14 protein-coding genes are annotated in these 18,029 nt (G+C 53.2%); 3 read left to right on the top strand and 11 right to left on the bottom strand.

Going from position 1 to position 18,029, the window contains the following annotated elements; genetic code table 11:
• Window positions 1-77 precede the first annotated feature (77 nt).
• Window positions 78-977 carry a LysR family transcriptional regulator gene (locus MKY12_RS10740; RefSeq protein ID WP_339313743.1) on the top strand — a complete coding sequence of 300 codons (900 nt, stop codon included), beginning with the start codon at window positions 78-80 and terminating at the stop codon, window positions 975-977.
• A gap of 98 nt (window positions 978-1,075) precedes the next feature.
• On the opposite strand, the gene sbnA is transcribed toward MKY12_RS10740, so the two are convergent.
• Window positions 1,076-3,358, bottom strand: coding sequence for a 2,3-diaminopropionate biosynthesis protein SbnA (gene sbnA / locus MKY12_RS10735; protein ID WP_339313742.1), 2,283 nt, complete (start codon window positions 3,356-3,358; stop codon window positions 1,076-1,078).
• A gap of 111 nt (window positions 3,359-3,469) precedes the next feature.
• Between sbnA and MKY12_RS10730 the strand changes: the two genes are divergently transcribed.
• Entirely contained in the window at window positions 3,470-4,306 is an 837-nt protein-coding gene (locus tag MKY12_RS10730; RefSeq protein ID WP_339313741.1) for a YheC/YheD family protein, read from the top strand.
• 49 nt (window positions 4,307-4,355) lie between these two features.
• Here the strand turns inward: MKY12_RS10730 and MKY12_RS10725 are convergent, their stop codons facing one another.
• The 5 genes from MKY12_RS10725 to MKY12_RS10705 all read right to left on the bottom strand — a co-directional run bounded on the left by MKY12_RS10725 (window position 4,356) and on the right by MKY12_RS10705 (window position 10,431).
• Window positions 4,356-5,063: a response regulator gene (locus MKY12_RS10725; RefSeq protein WP_036729911.1), complete on the bottom strand. Its 708-nt coding sequence runs from the start codon at window positions 5,061-5,063 to the stop codon at window positions 4,356-4,358.
• Window positions 5,060-6,787 carry a sensor histidine kinase gene (locus MKY12_RS10720; RefSeq protein ID WP_245368352.1) on the bottom strand — a complete coding sequence of 576 codons (1,728 nt, stop codon included), beginning with the start codon at window positions 6,785-6,787 and terminating at the stop codon, window positions 5,060-5,062. The genes MKY12_RS10725 and MKY12_RS10720 overlap by 4 nt, the downstream gene beginning before the upstream one ends.
• A 114-nt stretch (window positions 6,788-6,901) precedes the next feature.
• Window positions 6,902-8,479 carry an extracellular solute-binding protein gene (locus MKY12_RS10715; RefSeq protein ID WP_235192010.1) on the bottom strand — a complete coding sequence of 526 codons (1,578 nt, stop codon included), beginning with the start codon at window positions 8,477-8,479 and terminating at the stop codon, window positions 6,902-6,904.
• A 69-nt stretch (window positions 8,480-8,548) separates the two neighbouring features.
• A complete protein-coding gene (locus tag MKY12_RS10710; RefSeq protein ID WP_036729917.1) occupies window positions 8,549-9,430 on the bottom strand; it encodes a carbohydrate ABC transporter permease in 882 nt (293 codons plus the stop codon).
• A 17-nt stretch (window positions 9,431-9,447) separates the two neighbouring features.
• Complete coding sequence (locus tag MKY12_RS10705) at window positions 9,448-10,431, bottom strand: ABC transporter permease subunit (protein ID WP_036729919.1); 984 nt, start codon at window positions 10,429-10,431, stop codon at window positions 9,448-9,450.
• Between the two features lie 190 nt (window positions 10,432-10,621).
• On the opposite strand from MKY12_RS10705, the gene MKY12_RS10700 reads away from it, so the two are divergent.
• Window positions 10,622-11,464, top strand: coding sequence for an AraC family transcriptional regulator (locus MKY12_RS10700; protein ID WP_339313740.1), 843 nt, complete (start codon window positions 10,622-10,624; stop codon window positions 11,462-11,464).
• On the opposite strand, the gene MKY12_RS10695 is transcribed toward MKY12_RS10700, so the two are convergent.
• From MKY12_RS10695 to MKY12_RS10675, 5 genes are all read right to left on the bottom strand, one after another.
• Window positions 11,373-11,921: a hypothetical protein gene (locus MKY12_RS10695; protein WP_339313739.1), complete on the bottom strand. Its 549-nt coding sequence runs from the start codon at window positions 11,919-11,921 to the stop codon at window positions 11,373-11,375. The two genes, MKY12_RS10700 and MKY12_RS10695, sit on opposite strands and share 92 nt — an antisense overlap.
• Window positions 11,922-12,174: 253 nt before the next feature.
• Window positions 12,175-12,813, bottom strand: a complete 639-nt coding sequence (locus MKY12_RS10690) for a hypothetical protein (RefSeq protein ID WP_339313738.1) — start codon at window positions 12,811-12,813, stop codon at window positions 12,175-12,177.
• 552 nt (window positions 12,814-13,365) lie between these two features.
• Window positions 13,366-14,397 (bottom strand): endo-1,4-beta-xylanase, encoded by a 1,032-nt coding sequence (locus tag MKY12_RS10685; protein ID WP_339314851.1) that lies wholly within the window; start codon window positions 14,395-14,397, stop codon window positions 13,366-13,368.
• 95 nt (window positions 14,398-14,492) lie between these two features.
• Window positions 14,493-16,055 carry a glycoside hydrolase 43 family protein gene (locus MKY12_RS10680; protein WP_339313737.1) on the bottom strand — a complete coding sequence of 521 codons (1,563 nt, stop codon included), beginning with the start codon at window positions 16,053-16,055 and terminating at the stop codon, window positions 14,493-14,495.
• Window positions 16,056-16,084: 29 nt separating this feature from the next.
• On the bottom strand, window positions 16,085-18,007 hold the full coding sequence (locus MKY12_RS10675; RefSeq protein ID WP_339313736.1) for a carbohydrate-binding protein: 1,923 nt from the start codon (window positions 18,005-18,007) through the stop codon (window positions 16,085-16,087).
• Window positions 18,008-18,029 lie beyond the last annotated feature (22 nt).

Below are 18,029 nucleotides of genomic sequence, written 5' to 3'. Positions count from 1 at the left end.
AGCAGGAATAACCCTGTACAATACATAGATGCATATATTATTGATAACCTGATGGTTATATAAAGGAGCCAGGTTCAATGGAACTTCTGCAGCTTAAGTATTTCCAAATCACGGCAAAATATGAGAACGTAACCAAGGCTGCGGGTGAGCTGTTTATTTCCCAGCCGGCGCTCAGCAAAATGATCAGAAATCTGGAGACAGAGCTAGGCGCTAAGCTGTTTGACCGCGAGGGGAAGCATATTGTACTGAACGCATACGGGAAGAAATTTCTCAAGCGGGTGGATCAGGCGATGTATGCCCTGGAGCAGGGCCTTACCGAGGTCAAGGATATGAAGCAGGTGAAGATTGAGATCATCACTCTTTATATCGCTGTAGGCTCCATGCTGCTGCCAAACATCGTGCGGCAATTCCGCGAGCGCTATCCGCATATCCGTTTCAACCTGACCCAGCATCAGGCCCAGATTAGGAAAGGTATGGCTTACGACTTCGCAATCACCTCCGAGATCATCGAAGGCAGCGAGCAAATTGTTCTGTTAGAGGAAGAAATATTGCTTGGCGTTCCTGTCTCTCACCCGCTTAGTACCTTCAGTACCGTAGCCTTAAAAGATCTTGAACATGAGAAATTCATCAGCCTGACCACCGGAAATGCACTGCGCAGAACTACAGACCGCTTCTTCGCCCATCTCTCTTATGATCCAGATATTGTATTTGAGAGCGATGATCCGGCTACGGTAAGAGGATTAATCCAGTCCGGTCTCGGCATCTCTTTTATCCCTTCCGTGCTGTGGAATAAGGTACTCACCGAGGACATCAGGTTAATCCCGATAAGCGAGCCACTTTGTATGCGTACCATCTATTTGTCCTGGTCTGCCGGGAAACCGTTCACGGACACGGAGAAGTCGTTCTTCGAATTCATCATCCAGCTGTTCAGAGATATCAGCTCGTCCCCGGAGCAGCGAATAGCGAAGGGGGATTAATCACGCAGTGAAACATTTAGCAGACATTCCCCCGGCATACGCTGGCATGGCAATGATCCGGTTACGGAGATTCTTATACCTGTCTCCTCCTTCTACGGTCAAGGTAGGAACTCTTCATCTGCTACCGACAGCTCCACTCCGAATTGGCTCTGCACCCAGGTGTCCGAGTATACCGTATCGAGATACCGTTCTCCCTTATCATGCAAGATGGCGGTGCAGACTGCGCCGGGAGGAATCTCCTCCTTAAGTTGCCGAATAGCAGCAAGCACTGCCCCGGAGGAGGCTCCGGCCAGAATGGATTCCCTGCGGGCCAGCGCCCGGCAGCCCTTCACCATATCGGCGTCGGCAACATGCACAATCCGGTCGATCAGGTCCAGTCTGCATAACGGGGGCACAATACCGGCACCCAGTCCAGGGAAGAGCCGCTTCTTCGGATGGCCGCCAAAAATAACGCTACCCTCTGCATCCACCGCCACAATCCGGGTCCGCAGTCCATTGTCCTTCACGTATTCTGCCAGTCCGTTTATCGTCCCGCAGGTACTGACACTACAGAACAGGTAATCGACCTGCCCCAGCTCCGTCACGATCTCAGGCATGGTCGTATCATAATGTGATAGATAGTTATTGGGATTGGCATACTGATTTGGCCAATAGCTGCCCGGTATCTCCGCGAGCAGCTGCTGCACACGCTTCAGCCGGGCCGGCAGGAATTCCCCGGTTTCAGGATCAGGGCGGTCAATGAAATCAATGTCCGCACCCAGAGTCTTCAGCAGCTGAAGATTCATCCCGGTGGTTCTGGCATCCACCACACTGATGAAGGTCATCCCGAGCTGCTTGCATATCATGGCCAGGCTGATCGCCATATTCCCGGAGCTGGATTCAATAATGACGGTCCCCGGTCCGATAAGGCCTTCCTTCCAGGCTTCCCGGATCATCCGCAAGGCTGGGCGGTCCTTTGCGCTTCCTCCCGGGTTCATCAGCTCCAGCTTGGCGTAAACGCTGAACCCGCTGGCAGCAAACAGATTATCCAGCTTCAGGAGTGGTGTATGTCCGATAGCCGATAAAATCCCGCTGTTAAGCTGAGGCTCTGCCCGCTGCTCCACTGTCTGCTGCTCCGTTTGATCTTTCCGGTAATACAGCTTCTTGTTCTTCACCTGCCCGCCGATAAGCTCTTCGTCCTCTTCCGTCAGAATGACCTCAATATCGTCAAGCAGGTGATTTGCGATCATCAGACCAATCTCCGGGATGCACGCCCTGATCTCTTCCCTGATGACCGGAATGCAGGAGGGAGCTGCTGACCTGCTCTGGATATACACGGATAATGCATTATGGCTGACCCCGACCCGGACCCTGGCCTGCTGAAGATGACGGTAGACCACCTGTTCAATATCGTAGATGCTGATTTTCTCCCCATGCTTCAGCTCACGGCCCACCCGTTTGACGATGGACTGGAAGCTCTGCCGCTCCACGCCGTCTACCTGCACGGTCCTGAAATCCCTCACCACATCATAGGTGACAAACCGGAGGGCAGGCAGCAGCTTACGCACGGTTGAGGTAAGGACGAGAATGCCTTCGCCGTTACCCAGCGGGTCGAGTCCTTCCCCTACGATCTCCGTTCCCACAGCTTCGGCAACGATGCCTTCAGCCAGCAGATACCGGCCCAGCTCATGCGAATAATAAGCAATCGTGCCGATTTCAATCGACCCGTACGTATCGGTAATATCCTGCGGCCTCAGGCCGAACAGGCGGGCCATATTCTGCTGCCACTCCCGGGTGGCGATCTCGCCGACCAGAATGATTTTGCGGATTCCAAATGCCCGGGGGTCCTCCGCAGCATATACGATATGATCCAGGATAGAGGGCATGGTGTACAGCAGGTCGGGCTGGAAAGCCTGAATACGCTCAATATGCTGTTCTACCGGCAACTCGAAAGGAATGGAGCTGTTAACCAGTCCCAGCCGTGCAAAAATAGCCAGCGCCGTATTCGCAGCATGTCCGGTCCCCATATCCGCCAGCGCCCGGGCACATCCGCTTCCCTGAAGCAATTTTTCGAACAGGCTGGTTTTGATATCGATATAATGCTGTTCATCCTCTTCCGAATAGACGATTGATTTGCGCCGTCCTGTACTGGTGCCCGAGGTCCGGTAGACGGCAAGAGAAGCATCGGGTTCGTTATTATAATAATGAGTATCCAGCAGATCCGAAGTCATAAGGGGAAGATGCTCCAGACTGTAATTCACGTGCTCATTGCCGATAAGATCCTTGTACCAGGGGAAGTACCTGATTACTTCGTTTACTTTATCCCGCCACTGCTCCGCCATTCCTTTCGACGCCTCCCGCACCGGTTGCCTGAACGCAGCCTCCCGGATGAATACCTTCAATAATCTATGTAATCATCTGCCTGTGTGTTCAGCCCCTGGGCATCCGCCCAAGCCAAATCCGGCTCTGTACCGTACTATAGCCTATTAGAGTCCATAGAACGGGGGATTGGCATGAAGGAGCAAATCAGCCGAATATCCAATAAATTAACGAAGACAACGATACTGGCGAAGAAGTCTGAATTAAAGCGGCATATCCCGGAGACCCGAAAACTAAGCCGGAGAGTACTCCAGGCCATGCTGCAAAATCATCAGATGGTCTATATTAAGCCCTGCTGCGGTTCGTTAGGCGAAGGGGTCATAAGGGTTGAACAGCGGATACTGCGGAGCAATAGCGGCGCTGGCGGAAGCGGGGCTGATTCGGGGAACGCGCGGTCCTACCGCTATCAGGCAGGGACAAGGATAAGCACATTCGGTAATTATAACGAGGCCTATCAGTCCCTCCTGGCGGAGACCCGGGGCCGGTCCTATCTGGTACAAAAGGGCATCCGGCTGCTGACTTACGGCGGACGGCCTTTTGATATCCGTGTGATGGTGCAGCGTAATCTTCAGGGAAAGTGGGAGGCTACAGGAGCGGCGGGACGCGTGGCGCATCCGCAGAAGGTGGTTACGAATGGCAGCCAGGGCGGAACCATCTATCCGGTGGAGACGCTGCTGAAGGCTTACACCCGTTCCGAGAAGCACAAGTCTCTGCTTGCCCAAATGTACGGACTTGGCGTGAAGTGCGCCCTCCAGTTAAGCTCTGCCTATCCCGGACTTAAGGAAATCGGCCTGGATGTGGCCTTGGACCGGCGGCTGACTCCCTGGATTCTGGAAGTGAACACCGCCCCTGATCCCTGCCCGTTCACCAAGCTGAAGGATACCCGGATGCTGGACCGGATCGTGAGATACGGCAAAGCCTACGGGCGTACGTACAATCTGAAGTGCCGGAAGGCCAAGAGAGGCGTGTAGGTACAGCATGCCCCATCCTTGCTCCCGGCCTCCCGGCCGAGCGCATGCTTCAGTGGTCTTCCCGGTAAGCCCCCGGGGTGCTGCCGGTGTATTTTTTGAACACCTTGTTGAAGTAATGCTTGTTCTCATACCCGACCCGGCGTCCGATCTCGACTATCGGCAGATCCCGGTGGAGGCTCAGCAGCTTCTGCGCTTCCTTGATCCGGGTGGTATTCAGGTAATTGACAAAGGTATCACCCGTGACCTTCTTGAACAGGCTGCTGATGTAATTCGGATGAAGGTTCATCAGCTCGGCCAGATGATCCAGGGACAGGTCATTCATATAATTCAGCCGGGTATAGGCAAGAATCCGCTTGGCATGAGGCGGACAGTCCGTACTGTCCAGGGAGGGAAGATTCCGGTTCACCTGACTCAGCAGCCGGGCTACCTCCTCCTTATCCACCGGCTTCAGCAGGTAGTCCACTACCCCGTAGCGGAGCGCCCGGCGGGCATATTCGAAGTCATCATGTCCGGTAAGAATAATGAAGCGCTCACATAAACCGTTCTCCTTCGCCTCCTCCATCATCTCGAACCCGTTCTTCTCCGGCATATGCAGATCGGTTACCGTCACATCCGGCATGTATTCCTTCATAATCTGAAGCGCCTCGAAGGCGTCACCGGCCTCGCGGATCTCAGCCCCGACCGGCGCGGCTCCGCCAATCACCTTCACCAGCCCTCCAAGGATAATCGGCTCATCGTCTACGATCAGAATTCTCATGCTTGCTCTGCCGCCCCTTTCGATAGGATGATGGTCAGGCAGGTCCCCTTGCCCTCCTCACTCTCAAGAACCAGCCGTGAGGTCCCGCCATAAAATGATTTAATTCGCTCGCTGACATTATACAGGCCCACGCCTCCCTCCGCCTCTTCCTGAGTCTTCACCTCTTCCCCGCGGGATAACCGAGCTTGAATAAGCCGCACCTGGTTCTCAGGAATGCCAATGCCGCTGTCGGATACGCTGATTCGGATCTCCTCTGCCGTCTCCTGCGCTTGAATCAGGATATGGACCGGCCGCAGCGTCACAGCAGCTCCGTGAATAATACTATTCTCAACCAGCGGCTGGAGGATGAATCTTGGACAGATCAGGGTCTTCGCAGCCACAGCGATATCGACCTCATAGGTAAGTCTTTTTTGCAGCCGCATTTTGTGAATATTGAGGTAGAAGACCACGGTCTCAAGCTCCTGGGAGAGAACGGTATGATCGTCCTGGGCGGACAGGCTGTAGCGCATCAGCTTACCGAACCAGTAAGAGATCTCCGCCACTTCCTTGTCGTTGTTCGATTCAGCCAGCATGCGGATGGTCTCCAGCGTATTATAGAGAAAATGCGGCTTGATCTGGGCCTGGAGCACCTTGTAAGCGGCTTCCTTATTGCGCAGCTCGGCCCGGTGAACATTGTTGATCAGCTCATCCATACGCAGGAGCATCGAATTATAGGTCTCAGTCAGGAAGCTGATCTCATCTCTGCGGCCCGGCTTATCTTCCTTGCTGATGGACTGCTTCAGATTATCATCATTCAGGTTGCGCATATGTCTGGCGAGCCGGAGTACGCGCTTCGTAATCGTTGATGCGAGTGTGTAATAGGCGAACGACAATAACGCAAGCAGCACCGCGAATGTCGTAATCATCACCAGCTCCTGGCTCCGGATCGAGCGGAACACCTCGGATACCTTGCCGATGACGGCGACACGTACGCCCAGTTCCTTCATATATAGCTGATTAACAATGACCTCCCGGTTGATAAAATAGGTCTGCGCTTCTCCCGAAGTCAGTCTTCTCCAGGTGGCATCGTCCACCGCTGCGGGGATACCTTCCCGCTCCAGCGGCCCGCCCTCTGCCGGCAGAAGCAGCGCGGTCCAATCCCCTCCGCCTGTCGCCCGGTAGAATTTGCGGATCAGCTCACTGCCGACCCGCAGCTCCAGCAATCCCACAATCTCGGTAAAGTCATTGTTATATATTTTCTGGTAGAATACCAGCGGGGGCGCTTCCACCTCAGGATCGGGAATGATCCACTTGCCCTGTCCCGGCCGCAGCATACGGGTAGCCTCGGCACCCTGTTCATCCAGCGCCGATAGTTCGAGCAGCCGGTCAGTAATGGGCAGCACGCCCTGCTTGGTTATATAGATTCTGAACGTGTCGATCTCAGGACTGATATTAAGCGATTGCAAAATCACCGGATTGATATAACGGTTATAGGCATATATGCTCTCTGAGTCCGTCTCATAGCTGCCGTCCAGATAGTCAGTGACATACGGGTTGTACTGCAGCATACGCTGGGTGGAATCAATCCGGGCCAGATCCGCCTTCATATTGGCATAGGCCTGCTCCAGTATCTTTTGACGGCTCTCCACAAACTGGCTGCTTACACTGTCATAGATCTTACTATAATAATAGTAGCCAAACGTAACTACAGGAATAAAAATCAGAAAGATATATCCTACTATCATCTTGCGTACGATGCTCACGGCAGTCTGTCCCTCCGGTGCCCGACTTGTGTTCTCTAATCCTACCATGAACATGTAAAACCCGGTAGAGACAGGTCTCTACCGGCAGGAATTCGCTTACTTGAACAGTTCTTTCTTCTTCTGATAGGTCGCATTCGCCCAGTCGGTCAGCTTCTGCAGGCCGATGTTCTCTGCGTTCTTCAGCATATTCTCATAGGCTGCTACTGCGGCTTCCTCCGATTCAGCCAGATAGATTTTGACCTTCTCATTCTTGACCATCTCATCGATCTTGGTCTTAATGGTCTTCTCCTGTGAATCCGGCTGGGTCTGGATCAAGCCGAGCTCCGGCTTGTAGATACGGACCGCCTTCAGTTCCATCAGCGCCTGGGTCTTCTGCAGCTCAGGAACATAGGACAGCATACCTTCGGTAACCCCATCGTTATAGAGATACCACCATTTAATCCCGTTGCTGTTCACGAAATCAGCGTCGGACGGATTATATTTGAAGTCGGGGTGACCCTCCTCATTCCAGGTCCAGTGTACCCCTTCGACTCCGAACATCGTCAGCTTCTTGCCTTCATCGCTCGCCAGATACTGAAGGAATTTGATGGAGGCCTCCGGGTCCTTATTCTTCTTGGTGATGAAGGTTCCGGAGAAGCCGAGTCCTGAGCTGACTACCTTGGCATCCTTCGACAATACGCTTGGCAGCATCTTGAAGGAGAAGTTCCCCTGATTGCTCTTGATCTTGATGTTATCGGTATCTGCCGTGGATACCGTATGGCTATGGGCGAAGGCTTTGCCGCCCGTAGCATATTGATCATCAATCTGGTCATTGGCCAGTGCGAAATTCTCAGCCAGGATATAGCCGTTGCGGTACAGGCTATTCATGAACTTGAAGAAGTCCAGCATTTTGGGCTGTCTGATCGCATATTCCACCTTGCCGTCCTGTTCATACCAGCCGTCGAGCAGAGTCTCCGTACCGAACTGGGCCAGGAAATACTGTTCGATCCAGTCCTTGTCCATGATCAGCGGGACCATCTCGGGATATTTCTCCTTGACCATGCCCAGCACCTTGACGAAATCATCCAGGGTCTTGATCGGCGGATTCCCCAGCTCCTTCAGAATATCCTCCCGGACCGCGATGCCCGGGTTGCCGTCGCTGCCTAACGAATATTTACTATTCTTCATCTCCTCCTGGGTCGCAAAGGAGTTCCGCACGGTATAGAACTTGCCGTCATCCATGGTATGAATGGCAATCCGGGTCTTGTCAATCTTGAAATCCGGCGCATATTTCTCAATCAGCTCATTCCAGGAATATGACAGCTTCGAGTCGGATAACCGGTCTATGTTGGAAGAGGTGAACACCAGGTCCGGCAGGTCACCGGAGGCAATCATCAGCGGAAGCTGCTTATCATCGGTAGCGACCGTAACCTTCAGCTTGACTCCTGTCTTCTCGGTAATCATGTCGGCGACCGGGCCCTTCCATTCCGTAACCGGGTACCACGACGCATCGATGAAGAGGCTTAACTCCTTCACCTGTCCGGGCTTGGCCGGCGCATTCCCGCCTGCTGCGGCGTCCGGGCTGCCGGACGGGGCGGGCTGGCCGGTATTTCCCCCGTTACCGCCGCAGGCGGATAACACGACGGCCATTGAGAGTGCGGCTGCAACGATCTTGAAGCTTCTGCTTTTGTTCAAGCTAATCCCTCCATGATTGAATTAATGAGCTGTATGTGCAATGGAACATTTGAACGCTGAAGCACTGGCCTAGCCTTTTACCGAACCCAGCATGATGCCATGTACGAAATACTTCTGCAGGAACGGGTACACACAGATAATGGGAACAATCGACACCACCATTGAAGTGACCTGTAAGGAGAAGCTGGTCACACCCGCCGAGGCACTGTTGGCTACCGCCAGCGAATCCATCGGAGAGTTGCTCTTGTTGATGACCTCCATCATGCGGAAGGCCAGCGTACGCAGCTCCTCGGACTGGACGAAATAAGCCGAATCCAGCCAGGAATTCCATTGCCCGACCCCCATGAACAAGGCCATAGTTGCCAGCACCGGCGTTGAGACCGGCAGGATGATGCGGAAGAATATCGTAAGCTCACCGGCCCCGTCTATGTGCGCAGATTCTTTTAGCTCAGCGGGAATTTCACGGAAGAACGAGATCGCAATGAGCAGGAAGAACGTGCTGAGCATAGACGGGATAATGTACACTGCAAAGGAATTTAACAAGCCTAGTGAACGCAGGACTACATAATAAGGGATCAGCCCGCCGGAGAAGTACATGGCGAATACGATCACTGTGAAATAGACCTTGCTGAATAACAGATCTCTATGGGATAGACCGTAAGCGACGATGCTGGTGAGCAGCAGTCCGAGCAAGGTGCCGGACACCGTCCGCAGTACGGAGATCAGGAACGCCTTCACCCACTTGGGATCATCCATGAACACCCGGTAATTCTCCAGGGTAAAGTTCCGGGGCCACAGATACACACCGCCCAGCAGCGAGTCCGAGCCTTTATTGAAGGAAGCAATTAACACATAATAGAACGGATACAGCATTGTGAGCATAATAATGAACAATACCACATAGATCACGCTGTCAAAAACCAAATCCTTCTGCCGCTGACTCTTCAGCATAGCCTTCCCTCCTCTCTCTAAAACAGACTGGAGCCTGATACCCGCTTGGCAATATAGTTACTGGAGAATATCAGCGCTACCGAAATCACCGATTGAATTAAATCTATCGCCGCTGCATAGGAGAACCGCCCGTCGCTTAACCCCACCCTGAATGCGTAGGTCTGGACAATCTCAGAGGTTGGATTATTGATACTGTTGCCTAACAGGTAGGCCTGCTCGAAGTTGGAGCCGACCAGTCCGCCGCCGAGAATACTCCCGATGGTCAGCACCAGCACAACAACGATGGTTCCCTTCATCCCCGGCAGGGTGATATAACGGATTCGCGCCAGCCTTCCGGCACCGTCAATCTCAGCAGCCTCATACTGGGAAGGACTGATCCCCGATATCGCCGCCAGAAAAATAATCGTCCACCAGCCCATCTCCTTCCACACCGCACTCCCTACCGCCAGCCCCCAAAAGTAATTCGGACTGGTCAGGAAGGCCAGCGGCTCATCCGTGAAGCCCATCGCCATCAGTGCTTTATTGACCACACCGACATCGGCGGACAGGAAGGCATAGGATACGCCAACCACGACCACCCAGGAGATAAAATGCGGCAGATAGCTGATTGTCTGCACAAACCGCTTGAAGGCCATGTGCTTCACTTCGTTCAGCATGATCGCCAGCAGGATCGGCGCCGGGAAGGCGAAGATGACCTTCAGCAGACTAAGGACCAGCGTGTTGCGGACCAGCTTGCCGAATTGATAGTCATGAACGAATTCATCGAAATACCTCAGCCCGACCCAATCGCTGGTGAAGATTCCTTTGATGCCGCTGGAGATGCTGTAATCCTTGAACGCCATCAGTATGCCGAACATCGGAGTATACGCGAAGATCAGCAGATAGATCATGCCTAGCCCGACGAACAAATGCAGTACTTTCTGTTTTTTAAACCGCTTCCATAATATCGACCGCCGGCCGCCGCCGGTTCCGAGACTTCTTGGCTGTGTTTCCAATTCCATATGCGCTCCTCCCTCGTACCTTTAGTTTACCTGCAAGCCCGGGGACGGCGTAAGCCAACATTCTTAAGAAAGCGTTGTCATTTTTGAATACGCTTCCTTTGTTTATTTGTTGTATTCGTCTTATAGTATAGAAGACAGACTTAAGATTCTAATAACAGAAGTTCTAAGATGAAGGATATAGGTGCCAACTATGAACTCTAGGGAATATGGACTCAATGAGGGTCCAATGGTAAAAGGGAACGGGTACAAGCCCCCCAATCTGCACAGATGGGGACCCGGCGTCCGTGATGTATATGCGTTGCATTATATCGTGAGCGGCAGAGGTTACTTGAAGACCGGCCAGGCGGTACACCCTGTGGAGACGGGTGAGAGCTTCATGATTTTTCCGCAGACGGAGGTGTATTATTATCCTGATCCGCAGGACCCGTGGGCGTATTGCTGGATTGAATTCAGCGGGGCGGAGGCTCTGCGCTTGCTTGCCATGATTCATATCTCACCGGACCAGCCCGTTGTAACGGCTGCCCCGCAGGATTTCAGAACTATGTTCGATCAGGTCAAGGGGTATCAACAGGAGCCGTATGCACGGGAGCGCTCGGATGCGGCGCTTCATCTGCTGCTGTCGTATTACATGGAGTATTATCCGAGTGAGCAGGCCAGTCTCAAGAAGGACTATGTAGGGTCAGCGAAGGCCTATATTGAGAGTAACTATTGGAAGTCTTCCTTGTCGGTGCTGGATGTGGTGGAATATGTGTCGATTGAGCGCAGTTACCTGTTCCGGCTGTTCAAAAAAGAGACGGGCACCTCTATCTCCGGCTACCTGACCACCGTGCGCATCCGGCGGGCCTCCGAGCTGCTGGCGGAGTCGCGGTTGTCGGTGAAGTCGTTGTCTTACTCAGTCGGCTACCACGACCCGCTGTACTTCTCGAAGATATTTAAGAAGGTCACTTCGTACACGCCTTCACAGTACAGGAAGGTGTATAGGGAGGGGACGCTGTCCCTTCCTTCGGCGGATGGGGGTGGGGGTAGCGGATAGGGGCCATTGTAATCGGTTTTCCGATTACATTTCCATCTACGCCACCCATCCAGCTGATTGTAATCGGTTTTCCGATTACATTTCCGGCTACGCCACCCATCCAGCTGATTGTAATCGGTTTTCCGATTACATTTCCGGATACACCACCCATCCGGCCGATTGTAATCGGTTTTCCGATTACATTTCCGGTTACGCCACCCATCCAGCTGATTGTAATCGGTTTTCCGATTACATTTCCGGCTACACCACCCGTCCGGCTGATTGTAATCGGTTTTCCGATTACATTTCCGGCTACGCCACCCGCCCGGCCGATTGTAATCGGTTTTCCGATTACATTTCCGGCTACTCCACCCGCCCGGCCGATTGTAATCGGTTTTCCGATTACATTTCCGGCTACGCCACCCGCCCGGCCGATTGTAATCGGTTTTCCGATTACATTTCCGGCTACACCACCCATCAAGCTGATTGTAATCGGTTTTCCGATTACATTTCCGGCTACACCACCCGCCCGGCTGATTGTAATCGGTTTTCCGATTACATTTCCGGCTACACCACCCGCCCGGCCGATTGTAATCGGTTTTCCGATTACATTTCCGGCTACACCACCCGCCCGGCTGATTGTAATCGGTTTTCCGATTACATTTCCGGCTACGCCACCCGCCCGGCCGATTGTAATCGGTTTTCCGATTACATGCAGGTGACACTGTTTATCAGACCAGATCTGGACTTTGAATTGTACCTATGTACTCGTAATATGTAACTCGTGGAGATGTCCCTCTCGCTATAGGGCGGAATTTCCCCTTATCCACCAGCATACGGCTGTATTTAATAATTGTGGTGTAGTGTAGCTCAAGCTCTCTCGCTGCATCGCCGGGACGAAGGACACGATAGTTACGGATAGCTAACCTCATCAATTCTCGTTCAATTCTGGAATAGGATTTCTCTGTGCTTCTATTAGCAGTTCCTGCCAACAAATAAGGAGACAGAACGTTCCGCAGTGTGGAGAGGACAAAAGACGGATTCTCTTTCATCTCATCCAACGAGATATAGAGAACCATGTAGTCCTGTGATTGCAGGAAGAGGCCGCGATTCAAGTCCATCCGGTATTTGCTCCGGTCCGTTCCATGCGATCCGTAATCCATAATCTCAAATGCAATACGCGAGGAACCCGCCATCCACAAAAAATCGATAAAATAGGATCTGCCGCGCCAGTCCTTAACTTCATATTCCGGATGGAGTCCGTGAAAATGTCCGGTAAGCGGCCACCACACACATTCAACGAATAAGCGGTTACCGTAGCTATGCCCCCGCTTAAGTGCATCGAGCCGCTCCCCCTTTCTTCGTTTCAAATGCTTGCTTAACCATTGGTCATGTTCTTCTGTAAAGCCCACTTTAATTCCCCCGCTCTGCAATGAAATTATTCTCTAAACGCACAAAACCCCGCCTCCTTCTGCAAGAGAAGGGAGCGGGGCATTCTTTGCCACGTTTGACATATCTAGCACTAGTGTGCCACTTTTGGTCAGCGAACGCAAGATAAAGATCACAAGGAGCCTTACGGTCCATCTGCAAACGCACATTGTGTTCGGTTTTTCGCCTACATTCGGCCCACGCGCCTCCGCACTAATCAATGTGTTCGCTTTTTCGCCTACATTTGGTCCACGCGCCTCCGCACTAACCAATGTGTTCGCTTTTTCGCCTACATTTGGCCCGCCCACCTACGCACTAACCAATGTGTTCGGTTTTTCGACTACATTCGGCCTATGCACCTCCGCACTGCATCCCACCAAAAAAAGGCTGCTCCCGGCGCATCTTATCACGCTGGGGAGCAGCCATATTCATACATCAGTAACAGCCTTGTTCACACTTTGGCAACAGCCCTTATGGTGAAGGCCTACCTCAGCTTACTCGGCCGGAACGGGTTCCAGCACGGGCTGGAGATCCAGTTGCAGGTCTGGTTCAACCACACTGTCCGGCTGGATCAGACTGTCGGTGATGTCCTGGGTGTCGGTGGTTTCCATCAGGGCTGACGAGCCGCCCAGGTATTGCTTCAGCCATTTCAGGGCAGGGCGCTCTGTACCGTTGGAATTCACCAGATGGGTATTGGCTGCCCAAGTCTGATTCTGGATGTAGCCCCAGAGGGTTACGCCCTTAACGGAAGGATGGTTCCAGAGCACAGGGAATTTCTGTTGGTATCTGGCAAGCTGGGTGTTGTCATCACCGGTAATATCCAGCTCGGAGACATAGATTGGCAGGCCTGTTGCAGCAAGCTTACCCAGTACAGTATTCATGGTGCTCACACTTACGTTATCCATATTGAAATAGTGGCACTGAATACCAATACCATCGATCAGTCCTCTGGACTTCAGGTGATTGATAATGGTCACATACTTATCGGCCGCACTGGGGTCACCGATAATGCCATATTCATTGATGAGCAGCTTGGAATTCGGGAACGCCGCCCGGGCTTGCTGGAAGGACCAGATGACCCAATCCCAGCCGGTGCTTCCGTCACCGCCGATGGCATTGCGGTACGAAGGCTTGGCATGCAGCGGTTCATTGACGACATCCACGAAGGCTGACTTGGCCGAATAACGCTGCCCTGCCTGAGTAATGAATGAGCTGATCTCCGCCTTCTGCTCCGCTGCCGACAAGCCGGCAACCCAGTTAGGCTCCTGGCTTCCCCAGACCAGGGTATGGAACTTGAACGGGATGTTTTTGCTAATCGCATAGTTATAGATCATGTCCGCATTGCCCCAGTTCATCTGGTTGCGGTTGCCTTCAATCGCTCCCCATTTCGTGCCGTTCTCAGGGGTGACCTGATTCCAATAGGTGGTGAAGTTGCTGGGCGCACTGCCTGCAATAATATTCCCCAGGAACTTCGATCCGTTGGTAATTGCTGCGCTGGCATTGCCTGCCATCACAGAGGTGAGCAGGACACTCGCTAAGGCAAGCCCGCCCACAACCTTCTTGATTCTATTCTTCAATTGAATACATCTCCTTTTTCTAATTGGGTTGAAATTCAAACAAGCTATTCCAGACGCAGATAATCAAAATCCGCATAGCCGCCCGCTGACTTCGTCGCATAATTAAACAGTGCAAACCGGTAGCCCATAAAGTGAGGCAGCGTATAAGACATCTGCAGCGTATTCCCTATGGATGTCCAGTTGTTGCCGTCCAGACTATAGGAGAAGTACGCCTTATCCGTCTGATTAGTGAAATCGCAGAGCACCTTCAGATAGACTCTGTTCTGGCTGAGCGGCACATTAGCCACTTGAGTCATAGACCCGGAGCTGGCATTGACCATCACAATGGATTTGGAATTGCCGGACATTTTCACGCCGACGAACCCGTATTTCGCCTGAAAAGCAGCCAGTCCGGCAACGTCCCCGTCCTTCATTCCGCCCGTCTCCAGAGCCGTGACGCCTGTGCTCTTCGGTCCGAACGTCCGCTGGGTCAGCGTGTTCCGGGCATCCAGCAGACTTGTGCTTACCTTGCCGGTCGTCAGCCGCATGAAGCCTTGGCGCTGAGTCAGCGACCACTTCGAGTTATCGGGATTGTGGTTCCACTGCCAGACCTTAGCCAGCCCTGAGCCTGAAGATGGGGCTGTGAACTCGTCTGACGCGTACACCTTCTTCACCGGATACCCTTCGGCAGGCAGGTTCAGGGTCCGCGGCGCCTTGCCCCCGCTTCCGAAGACCGGCCAGTTCCCTGACCAGGTTACCGGCACCAGATACGGCATCCGCCCGACCGCCCCGCTGTCTCTGAAGAGCATCGCGTACCAAGAGCCGGATGGCGTGTCCACGATTCCGCCCTGGGCAATGCCCGAGTCGTTAAGTGACACCTGCCCCGTATAGCCTCCAGTTAAGCTGGTGGAGCGGTAAGTCAATTGGGTGCGTCCGCTTCCCGAAGGCCAGCAGATCAGGAACACATAATAATAGCCGTTGATCTTCTGGATATGCGCGCCTTCGGCCTTCACGATGAAGCTCGAACCGGCAATATTGCTGGAATTCGGGATGATGACCTGACTGATTCCGCCAGACTTAATGGCCTTGGCATCTGCCGTCAGCTCAATCAGGCTGATATTATCCACTCCGTACACCAGGAAGACCCGGCCATTGTCGAACAGCAGCGACGCATCGTGATAATAGCTGTTCAGGACCGATGAGGTCCAGGGGCCATTTTCAATATTCGAGGTCTGATAGATATAAGTCCGGCCGGTTGAGTTGGACCCGAAGGACACATAGTAGATCCCGTTATTGTACCGGATGCTGCTGGCCCAGGAACCCTTGCCATACTCATTCTGTCCGTTGTTCAGGTTCTGGGAATCCCCGTTCGCATACGTATCGTAGACATAGTTCACGATTTCCCAGTTCACCAGATCATAGGACTTCATGATAGGGACTCCGGGGGTCATATGCATGGTGGTACTGGTCATGTAATACACATTGCCTACCCTGATGACATCATTGTCCGGGGCATCGGCATAGATAAACGGGTTGGTGAAGGTCGCCGCCGCAGCCGTAGAAGGATTGAACAGGATGCCAAGCATGAGCGAAATTGCCAGCAGGTACAGCCCTGCCTTTTTAGCCATAATCCCATTCCTCCCGCCCCATTGCCTCGTCACTGGCTCCATTCAATATAATCCACATAGGCATCCCAGCTTCCATTGTCCGTGGTTACGACCAGCTTGACCTCCTGATTGCCGGTGGCGTGGGCCACGTTGGTCAACGTCTGTACCGAGGGCGTTGTGCCGCTGAAATTGAAGGAGCCAACGTTCACACCGCCGATCAGCAGATCCACCCGCGCCGTAGAGGAATTGTTAGAAGCCCCCCGGACCGAGAAGTTATGCGTACCGTAGGCATAATATTGATTGAATGCAGCAGCGTCATCATTCCCGTACAGCGCCACTCCGCTGAAAGGGGAAGTGATCTTGCCCGCATAGGTCCCGCTGAGCGTCATGTCCTCCGCTTCCACCTTGCTTACCGGAGGAGGTGTCGTGCCGCCATCGCCGCCCGTAGAGAACTGCCAGTAATCGAAGTTGAACAGATTGCCGGAGCCTGATCCGGTGAAGACCAGATAGAGTCTGTGCACCCCTGTCGCATTGCTGACCGTAGTCTGTACCTCCTGCCAGGACTGCGCTCCTCCTGTATTAGGAACATTCAGCGTGCCGACCAGCGGGCCGGTTGCGCTGTCGAGCCGAATTTCGATTTTACCGCCGCCTGTGGCGGAAGCCACATTCGCCTTGAAGCTGGAAGCGCCGGAGGAGCCGAAATCGGCATTGCCCACAGCAACCCAGTCTCCATTGTTAATATTGGTCACATTCATATTGCTGACAGGACCGCCCGTAGCCTGCGTACGTTCCGTTGTAATGCCTGCATTCCAGCCGATCGTCTCGGCTTCCACCCGGGTGTACGGATTGAGATTGGCAATCTGGGCGATGCCCGCCATGTCTCCCTGAACCTCCTGGATGGTTCCGTTCGAATTATGGACCAGCTTGTTGATATGCGGAGAACGGTAGCCTTTGCCGTCACCAAGGACAGCCTTCGCTACAGTCTGGGCGTGATAGACTACGTACCATTGGTTGTTGAAGTTAAATACCGCATGGTGGTTGTTGCCGCCTACCCCGAAGAAGGTGTAAGGATTCTTCAGGAAATGCCCGGTGTACGTAAAAGGTCCCATCGGACTGTTGCTGACCATATACCCGATTTCACCTGCCGGATAGGCAGCCGGGTGCGTGCCGGAGAAGTTGAAGCAATACGAGTAATAATACTTGCCTCCGTACTTGTGGATGCCCGAATCCTCAAACATATAGGGAGCATCAATAGTGGAGGCGCTTCCAACAATGCTGGTCATATCCGCACCCAGTCTCAGCACGCGGGCTGTCTTGGGACTCGCAATCGATGCCGGGTCCGAAGTGTTGGGGATGCCCCCGCCCGCATACAGGTAGCCGCTGCCGTCGTCATCGACCAGCACCGCCGGGTCAAACAGCCAGGTCACCCCGGACATTCCCGGTGTACTGCCTGTCACCAGCGCTTTACCGAGCGGATCGGACCATGGGCCAATCGGAGAGTTGGCTGTCAGTACCCCGATGCCTGACGCCCCGTTGGCGAAGTACAGGAAGAATTTATCCTGGCCGTTGATTTTTTTGACGGCTGCTGAAGGTGCCCAGGAGAGCGAGGCCCATTTGGCAATACCCGCAGAACCATTGACATTATTGGCTCCGGCAACCGGGATGGCGCCATGGTCTGTCCAGTTCACCATATCTGCCGAAGAGATGACATTAATTTTGTTCAGTGCGCTGAAATCATTATCCTTCACGGTTCCGTTGCTGTTATAGACATAGGCATCACTCGACATATAGATATAGACTCTTCCGTTGTACGTCAATGCGAAGGGATCGGCACCCAGCTTGTGGTCCATCAGCGGATTGGAATTTCCCGGCTGTTTGGCTGTGGCATTCCCTGCCGCCTGAGCAGACAGCATAGGCAGACAGCCCAGCAGCAGAACAAAGGTGATCGCAAGCACCGAGAGCTTTTTGAACATCGGCATTCTCCTCCATTACAAT

The organism is Paenibacillus sp. FSL M7-0896, from assembly GCF_037975415.1.
GTDB lineage: Bacteria > Bacillota > Bacilli > Paenibacillales > Paenibacillaceae > Paenibacillus_AQ > Paenibacillus_AQ silagei.
The sequence above is the reverse complement of the archived record's forward strand: the minus strand, read 5'-3'. Positions and strand labels throughout refer to the sequence as shown.

Bases quoted from the DNA above. Each gene is read 5' to 3' on its own strand.
- MKY12_RS10725 (WP_036729911.1), bottom strand. From the start codon at position 5,063: ATGAGAATTCTGATCGTAGACGATGAGCCGATTATCCTTGGAGGGCTG.
- MKY12_RS10720 (WP_245368352.1), bottom strand. From the start codon at position 6,787: ATGATAGTAGGATATATCTTTCTGATTTTTATTCCTGTAGTTACGTTT.
- MKY12_RS10710 (WP_036729917.1), bottom strand. From the start codon at position 9,430: ATGCTGAAGAGTCAGCGGCAGAAGGATTTGGTTTTTGACAGCGTGATC.
- MKY12_RS10740 (WP_339313743.1), top strand. From the start codon at position 78: ATGGAACTTCTGCAGCTTAAGTATTTCCAAATCACGGCAAAATATGAG.
- MKY12_RS10730 (WP_339313741.1), top strand. From the start codon at position 3,470: ATGAAGGAGCAAATCAGCCGAATATCCAATAAATTAACGAAGACAACG.
- MKY12_RS10675 (WP_339313736.1), bottom strand. From the start codon at position 18,007: ATGTTCAAAAAGCTCTCGGTGCTTGCGATCACCTTTGTTCTGCTGCTG.
- MKY12_RS10680 (WP_339313737.1), bottom strand. From the start codon at position 16,055: ATGGCTAAAAAGGCAGGGCTGTACCTGCTGGCAATTTCGCTCATGCTT.
- MKY12_RS10705 (WP_036729919.1), bottom strand. From the start codon at position 10,431: ATGGAATTGGAAACACAGCCAAGAAGTCTCGGAACCGGCGGCGGCCGG.
- MKY12_RS10700 (WP_339313740.1), top strand. From the start codon at position 10,622: ATGAACTCTAGGGAATATGGACTCAATGAGGGTCCAATGGTAAAAGGG.
- MKY12_RS10695 (WP_339313739.1), bottom strand. From the start codon at position 11,921: ATGGGTGGTGTAGCCGGAAATGTAATCGGAAAACCGATTACAATCGGC.